We start from the raw sequence: 6,860 nt of genomic DNA on the forward strand, positions 1-6,860 counted from the left end.
GGGCGGATGCGGGCTGTTGACAGTGTCAACACTTTTGCTGTCGGACTGGGTCGTATATCGGTCGGATTGGGCCGTACCGCCGCCGGTTTGGCCCGGATTGGCTATGTTTTCTGCACTTCCCAGTGTTTCCAAGGCCCGGAATGCGGTTCGAGTCCCACCTCGGGCACAGTGTTGTCGCAGGTCAGGGGCCTATTTGGCCCCTGACTGTTGACAAAGCTTGACTTTTTTCATAGGCAGGGTGTATGCAAGCCCACTGCTAGTCGCGTCGGTAGACGAGACGTAGTCTGTGGATTGATGTGGCGGGCGGGGAGGCTGCGATCTCCGTTGGTGCCCCGATGGGCTGGCAGTGGATCGGTCGCCACACGGCCGTTCTGTCTTTCTGGTCCGAAGGTGTCTGGACGGCCGCTACTTGTGCAGACGCAGTCGATGGTTTGGTTGGGTCGGGACTGCTTGCAATCCCGCGCTTGCCGCGCGGCCCCGGAAATCGCATTAGCTGATGGCGCTCACGCGTCTGTATCACCGGCGCCTGAGTCGCCCCACAAACTGGCGGTGGGGCGACTCGTGAACTACTGGGGGAGTGCCCAGTCCAAAATGACGCCTGTTGAGTCGTTTGAGTACCGTGCAGAGGTCATTGGTGTGGTGTTTGAGCCCTCGATGATGACCCAGGCCCGGTAGCAGTCTCCGGCCTTAACTTGCTGTTCCGGTGGCCAGAACCCCGGAACCGCTCCCGGATGCTGCCAGGTTGCGCTGGCCGGGGTGTAGGTGCGGTTGGCGGCGTCTCGAAGCGACCAGAAACGCTGATAGATCGTAGCGGGGGAGCTCGAAGTCTGGGTGGGAATACAGACTTGAATGTCGATGGCCTCTTGGTTCACGTCTTGCGGTTCAACGCCTTTTCGGTGTTCAAATACCGTAACGCTGCCGCCGCTTGGAAGTTGGGCCGTGGTTCCTAGCGGCAGGGGCCCCGACCGTGTCGGTGTCGGTGTAGGTGATGGACTTGGCGCTGCAGTGACCGTCACCGTCTGAGTAACGGTGACGGCGGGCTGCGCCGTCGGACTTCCACCAGCGCAGCCTGCCAGAAGGGTAGGCAGGGAGAGCCAGAGTGCTAGGGCGCGCTTACGCATGCGGTTCCCGATCTCGAAAGTATTGTTTGTATCCCTTGTTGTACCACTCCGAGTTTTCGCTCGAGGCAATGACACATCCGTTCTTGCCTCGAATGTCGAATCACCCCCCGTTCAGGGTGGCGTTCCGGACCAGGAACAGCCAAGGATCCGTTCTGCATAGGGCCCGCCAAAAGAAGCGCTGGCTTAGTCGCGATCGGCCAGCTCAGGCAAGAACGGCTTGGTCCCCACGCCTGAGGAGGTACAGGGCGATCCTTTGCCTGTGGACAGCTACATTGATCGCTCGGTGACGGCAAGGATGCCATTGTCACCAATACTCTCTCCGAGAGTGCGTCTTCAAAAGACGCCCCCGGATTCGGTCCCAACTGGCGCCGAGAGCCAGTATCTATCGACGAAGAATGCGGCCGCGGAGATTGCAGAGAGAGTATCGCATGTCCGGTAGGCCGATGCCGTCCTTCAGGCGGTTCGGGTCGCCGCTCGAGGCCGAGGCCCGGACTTCACTTCGGAGATGACGACCCGGTACTCGCCGAGCAATTCGTCGTAACGGCCCTTGGCGATCCGGTTGGTCTCCATGCCGAGGAACGGGCGCACGGAGCCCGTGTCGGCCCAGTAGACCTCCGCGTCTAGTGGAAGTCGTCGTCGAGCTCGCCGACCTCGAAGATGAACGTCGAGGTGTACTTCGGCTTGGCGGCGCGTCCTAGTTCGCTGGTCATGGGGTCTCCTTCGTCGCCGAAGCGTGCAGGTCGGCGGCGAGGACGGGCTCGATGGTGCGTCTACCACCGCGCTGGGCGGCCGCGCCGGCGGCGACGACAATCGCGATCCCGCCGACCTGCAGCGCGGTGGGCGTCTGGGCCAGCACGAGCAGCCCGATGAGGACGCCGAAAGCGGGCTCGATCGACAGCAGGGTGCCGAAGGCGGTGTGGGTCATGCGTCGAAGCGCCAGCATTTCCAGGCCGAACGCGATCACCGGGGTGATCAGAGCGATCCCCGCGGCAGCGGGCAGCACCCACCAGGTGAAATCGCCGCCGACGACCTGCGGCAGCCCGACCGGCAGCGTGGCCAGGGCCGCAACCGGGATCGTGAGCGAGAGGCCGCTGATGCCGGAGAACCGGTCGCCGACATGCTGGGTGAGCAGGTTGTACAGGCCCCAGCAGATGCCGGCGGCCAGGGCGAAGCCGACGCCGACGAGGTCGATGCTCCCGCTCCAGGGCTCGGTCAGCAGCACCACGCCGGCGAACGCCAGGCCGGGCCAGGCAAGGGCCTTGCGCTGCCTGCTCATCAGGCCCGCTACGGTCAGCGGTCCGAGGAACTCGATCGCCACGGCCGTCCCGAGCGGGATGCGCTCGACGGCGGCGAGGAAGAACGTGGTCATGAAGCCGGTCACCACTCCCAGCGCCAGCAGCGCGGGGACGTCCCCGCGGCGCAGCGAGCGGATGGCTGGCCGCGCGATGACCCAGAGGAAGAGCACGCCGAAGCACATGCGCAGCCAGGCCGCGCCCGCTGGGCCGACCTGCTCGATCACCGGCACCGACAGGGCGTTGGATAGCTGAACCGAGAGCATCGCCACGACCGCTAGCGCCCACGGCGGGATCCGGGCGACGTCGTTGCGCGCGGTCACGGGGCCCCGATGAATCGCCGGGATGCGTGGACCTCGTGGCCGATGGCCGAGAGCGCTTCTACCAGGGCGTTGCCGGCGGAGATCAGCTCCTCGTCCGTCAAAGGAACGAGGGCGTCCATGATGAAGAACGCCGTCCGTGTGCTGTCGGAAAGCCCGGTGCGGCGGCCCTGCCTCCAGTTCCAGCGGCGGCAGGTCACGCCGTTGTCGTCGCGCCAGACGACCTCGCCCGCCTCGGGATGCTCGACGACCGTCTCGCCCCCGGCGACGGCGTCGAAGTGCTCATCCCCGGTGGCGCGCACCAGCCGGGCCGGACCCTCGTAGAGGTCGAAGTCTTCGCCGCCGAGGGGGATCTGGTGCAGCACCGAGATTGCGTTGTAGACGTCCGTGAGCGCATTGACCCTCGGCAGGCCGCCCTCGGCGCGGCGTGTGAGGGCCTCGAGGCTGTTGCGGGTGCGCTGCGGCTTCGCGCCGAACGACCGGTACGCCTCCCGCCACGCCGCGATGTGCGGCTGCTCGTCCACGGGCGAGCCGGCGAGCAACTCCCGGGCCCGGGCCTCCGCCCGGCCAATCAGCTCGTCGGCCGACGAGGGGACCGCCTTCAGGTCGAGCCCTTCGATGACGAAGAGGAGGGCGCGGTAGTCCGGTCGCAGTTCGTGCACGGCGGGGTCGACCGCGCAGGCGGCGAGGAACGCTTCCGGGGACAGGGTCTCAGGCATCGGTGGCCTCCGATCTGTGTGCGTGCCCCACGCCCGGTTCGTAGACGCAGAGCGTGAACCGGGCCGGGGCGTCGTTCGGATTGGAATAGGAATGATCGGCGTCGCCGAAGAACGCCAGCGCGTCCCCGGTGTCGAGCGCATGGGACCGCCCGGCGACCTCTACGGTGATCGAGCCCTGCAGGACCTGGAGCAGCTCCCGAGTGCCGGCTGCGTGAGCCTCGCTCTCGTGGCGGTCGCCCGGCCCGAGCGTCCAGTCCCACAGCTCGACCACGTTCGGCGGCTCGGTGCCAGCCACGAGCACGCCGCGTCCGCCGTGCGCCCCGGTCCACAGCGCCGCGCCGTCGCCGCTCCGAGTCACCTTCGCCGTCTTCGCGGCCGGTGGCTCGACGAGGGCGGGCAGTCCCACTCCGAGCGCGTCGGAGAGCCGCAGCAGCATGCCGACGCTCGGGTTCACCGATCCCTGCTCGACGTTGACGACCATGCGCCGGCTCACGCCCGCGCCCTCGGCGAGCTGATCGAGCGTCCACCCGTGGGCGTTCCGCTCGTGCTTCACCCGCGCGCCGATGGCGCGCGCCAAGACCTCTGCGTTCGAATCCATGAATGCAGTATAGTGCACTTACGGTGCAACATTGCATGAAGCGCGCGCAGATCAAGCTTTGATGGAGGCCCGTGCGTCGGCGAATCTTCGGCCTCCTCGAAGGTGTTGCAGTAGTGCGGGGAGATCCGCCGGATCAGCAGGCGGATGACAGCGAACGAGCAGGGCCGGCCCAGTCCCAAGTTGCATCGCTGGTCCCTCGCTAGGATCCGGTCCGTCCCGCAGGAGCACGAATGGACATTCCCTCACCGCAATTTCGCCCCTTGTTCCACAGGCCACTGCTACGGCACCCAAACCCTGCGGCAGATTCGGCTCCCGGATTCATGTCCTTGAGGCATGAGTGGATACTTTTCGGCATTTCACGGCAATGCCGTGGGGCCATAGCGTGAAAAGCATGCTTAACAGCGAACAAACCCCAGTCCGCCGCCACCAGTCCAACAGCAGGGAGCATTCACAGTTGTGGCTTGTGATGCAAGCGGCCTGCGCCCTTGCCGCTGCCATGGGCATCGGGCGCTTTGTCTTTACGCCCATTCTTCCCTTGATGCAGGCACAAGCAGGGGTGACAGCCCAGACGGGCGCTGACCTGGCATCCGCGAACTACATTGGCTATCTCCTGGGTGCGCTCATCGGGATCGGCATACCCCGCGTTTCCCGGTCCGCAGTTGCAGTCCGGTTGTCTTTGCTGATCTTGATCGCTTCGCTTGCCCTGATGCCTGCGACAGAGTCCAGCAGCTTGTGGTTTGCCCTTCGGCTGGTGGCAGGTGCTGCAAGTTCGATTGTTTTCGTCGTCGCGGTTTCATCGATGCTGACAGGTCTGGCGACCAAGACCCGGCACCTGGCAGGCTGGGGGTTTGGCGGGGTAGGCGCAGGAATACTGCTATCCGGCATCATGATTGCCATCATCCGCACGGCAGCGACCTGGCAGATGACGTGGTTGATCAGCGCAGCTGCAACCGCCCTGCTCGCGGCAGCCGCATGGAGGCTCCCGGCCGCAAGCCCCGGCACCGTGGAGACAATCTCGAAGACACGACGGCGGACAGGGAAATGGTTCGCTGCTCTCTGGACCAGCTACACCTTGGAGGGTGTTGGCTACATTATTGCCGGTACGTTCCTTGTTGCGGCTGTCCAATCCGGTGCTTCGGAGTCGATCGGGTCAAGTGTATGGATCGTGGTCGGTCTCGCGGCGATCCCATCGTCGGTGCTGTGGACCTGGTTGGCGCGCAGATGGACGCGTCCCACCTTGCTATTCGTCTCATTGGCCGTCCAGGCCGTTGGTATCGCACTGCCGGCATTTTTCGGTGGAACTGTGGTTTCGCTCATTGCGGCAGGTCTTTTTGGTGCCACTTTCATGGGAGTGAGTTCCTTGGCCCTGGCGATCGGCGACCACCTGCAAACGCCGCGTGCCGTGGGGCTTTTGACCGCCGGATACAGTGTCGGCCAGATCCTCGGTCCGATATTGGCCGCGCCCCTCCTGGCCAGCGGATACGGCCAAGCAATGATCTTGGGAAGCATCCTGGTCTTTGCCGCCGCGCTGGCCGCAGCTGCCATGTGCCTGCGCTTTCCGCACGACTTGTCTCCATTGCCGGTCCGATAGCGATGTGATTGCCACACTTCCCCCGCTTGTAACGCTGGAGCATCACCCCTGACTGATACCCCGGCGCAGGTTATCGTCCCGGGTCACTTGCCGAACTCCTTTTTCGACAAGTGACCCGGGACGATGTGTCTCTAGGTGTCAGGACGACAGAGCGGGGTTCTTTCCGGCAAGCCGGCTGAGGATAGTTGCAGCCGGATCGGTCGTGGCATCGCGGTATCCGGTGCCCGCCCAGATGTTGATGCCGTCCGCGTCCCCGGCTGCCGCGGCTGCTTTACGCATCGGGCTCGTCAGGTGGTGCAACGCCGGGTAGCCTGCCGGTGCCAGGGCGTGGAACCGGTTAACGAAACCATTGCGCAATGCGCGGGCCGGTCGTCCGGAGAAGGCAGTCGTCAGCAGCGTCTCTGTTCGGGCCGGATCGGCAAGTGCGTCCTTGTAAGCTGCGGAGGCACCGCTTTCCGGAGTTCGGAGCAGAACGGTCCCGACGACGGCGGCTTCGGCCCCCGCGGCAAGTACTTGCCTGATTCCTTCATGTGTTGACAGCCCGCCCGCGGCCCACAGGGGGAGGCGGACTTTTGAACGGATGCCGGCCAGGAGCCCCGGCAAGGGGACGTCCTTGACGGGAGTTTGCGGCGTGAATGTCCCTGAATGTCCGCCCGCGCGGTAGGACTGGACGACGAGTCCGTCGACCCCAAGGGCCTGCGCTCGCCCGGCTTCGTCTGGATTGGTGACGGTCTGGAAGACCCGGGTGCCGGCTGTTTGAAGTCGCTCTACTACATCAGCGGTGGGCAGGCCGAACGTGAAGCTGACAACGGGCACTGGATTGTCAATGAGGAACTCGACTTTGGAATTCCACTCATCGTCGTCCTCTTTGGGCTCCACGTTGCTCAAGTCGAGTCCAAAGCGGGATGCTTCCTTGGTGAGTGCTTGCGCATACTCGATGAAGGCCTGGCGGTGGACAGGGACGGGGTTCGGGGCAAAGAGGTTCACCCCGAAAAGGTCTGTCGCGGCCCGGACATCCGCTACTTCCTGCGCAAGGGCGTCGACACTTTTGTAACCGCCGGCAAGAAAGCCGGAGGCTCCGGTGGACGCCGCTGCCAGGACGAGGGCCGGGGTGCTCGGTCCACCTGCCATGGGTGCCGCGACTAGGGCGTGTCTCCTAAATCCTGGAGTGGTGGTCGGGGATGCTTGATGGGTGTCTCGTACTTCTGTTTTGACTGAT

6 protein-coding genes are annotated in these 6,860 nt (G+C 64.8%); 1 reads left to right on the forward strand and 5 read right to left on the reverse strand.

All coding sequences use genetic code 11. The annotated features are described in order from the left end of the window. Window positions 1-1,574 precede the first annotated feature (1,574 nt). The 4 genes from AC3WJU_RS22015 to AC3WJU_RS22030 all read right to left on the reverse strand — a co-directional run bounded on the left by AC3WJU_RS22015 (window position 1,575) and on the right by AC3WJU_RS22030 (window position 4,050). Window positions 1,575-1,709 carry a hypothetical protein gene (locus AC3WJU_RS22015; protein WP_492260865.1) on the reverse strand — a complete coding sequence of 45 codons (135 nt, stop codon included), beginning with the start codon at window positions 1,707-1,709 and terminating at the stop codon, window positions 1,575-1,577. Between the two features lie 118 nt (window positions 1,710-1,827). Next, window positions 1,828-2,679, reverse strand: a complete 852-nt coding sequence (locus AC3WJU_RS22020; protein WP_492260870.1) for an EamA family transporter — start codon at window positions 2,677-2,679, stop codon at window positions 1,828-1,830. Window positions 2,680-2,732: 53 nt separating this feature from the next. Then, window positions 2,733-3,452, reverse strand: a complete 720-nt coding sequence (locus AC3WJU_RS22025; protein ID WP_492260866.1) for a B3/B4 domain-containing protein — start codon at window positions 3,450-3,452, stop codon at window positions 2,733-2,735. Beyond that, window positions 3,445-4,050, reverse strand: a complete 606-nt coding sequence (locus tag AC3WJU_RS22030; RefSeq protein WP_492260867.1) for a helix-turn-helix domain-containing protein — start codon at window positions 4,048-4,050, stop codon at window positions 3,445-3,447. The genes AC3WJU_RS22025 and AC3WJU_RS22030 overlap by 8 nt, the downstream gene beginning before the upstream one ends. Window positions 4,051-4,441: 391 nt before the next feature. Between AC3WJU_RS22030 and AC3WJU_RS22035 the strand changes: the two genes are divergently transcribed. Beyond that, window positions 4,442-5,641 (forward strand): YbfB/YjiJ family MFS transporter, encoded by a 1,200-nt coding sequence (locus AC3WJU_RS22035; RefSeq protein WP_492260868.1) that lies wholly within the window; start codon window positions 4,442-4,444, stop codon window positions 5,639-5,641. A gap of 138 nt (window positions 5,642-5,779) precedes the next feature. Here AC3WJU_RS22035 and AC3WJU_RS22040 read toward each other — a convergent pair. Further along, on the reverse strand, window positions 5,780-6,860 hold a 1,081-nt coding region (locus AC3WJU_RS22040; protein ID WP_492260869.1), incomplete at its 5' end, for an NAD(P)H-dependent flavin oxidoreductase.

This window comes from Arthrobacter sp. FW306-1B-F12A (genome assembly GCF_058781865.1).

Coding starts and splice junctions, on each gene's coding strand:
- AC3WJU_RS22020 (WP_492260870.1), bottom strand. CDS start 2,679: ATGCTCTCGGTTCAGCTATCCAACGCCCTGTCGGTGCCGGTGATCGAG.
- AC3WJU_RS22025 (WP_492260866.1), bottom strand. CDS start 3,452: ATGCCTGAGACCCTGTCCCCGGAAGCGTTCCTCGCCGCCTGCGCGGTC.
- AC3WJU_RS22030 (WP_492260867.1), bottom strand. CDS start 4,050: ATGGATTCGAACGCAGAGGTCTTGGCGCGCGCCATCGGCGCGCGGGTG.
- AC3WJU_RS22035 (WP_492260868.1), top strand. CDS start 4,442: ATGCTTAACAGCGAACAAACCCCAGTCCGCCGCCACCAGTCCAACAGC.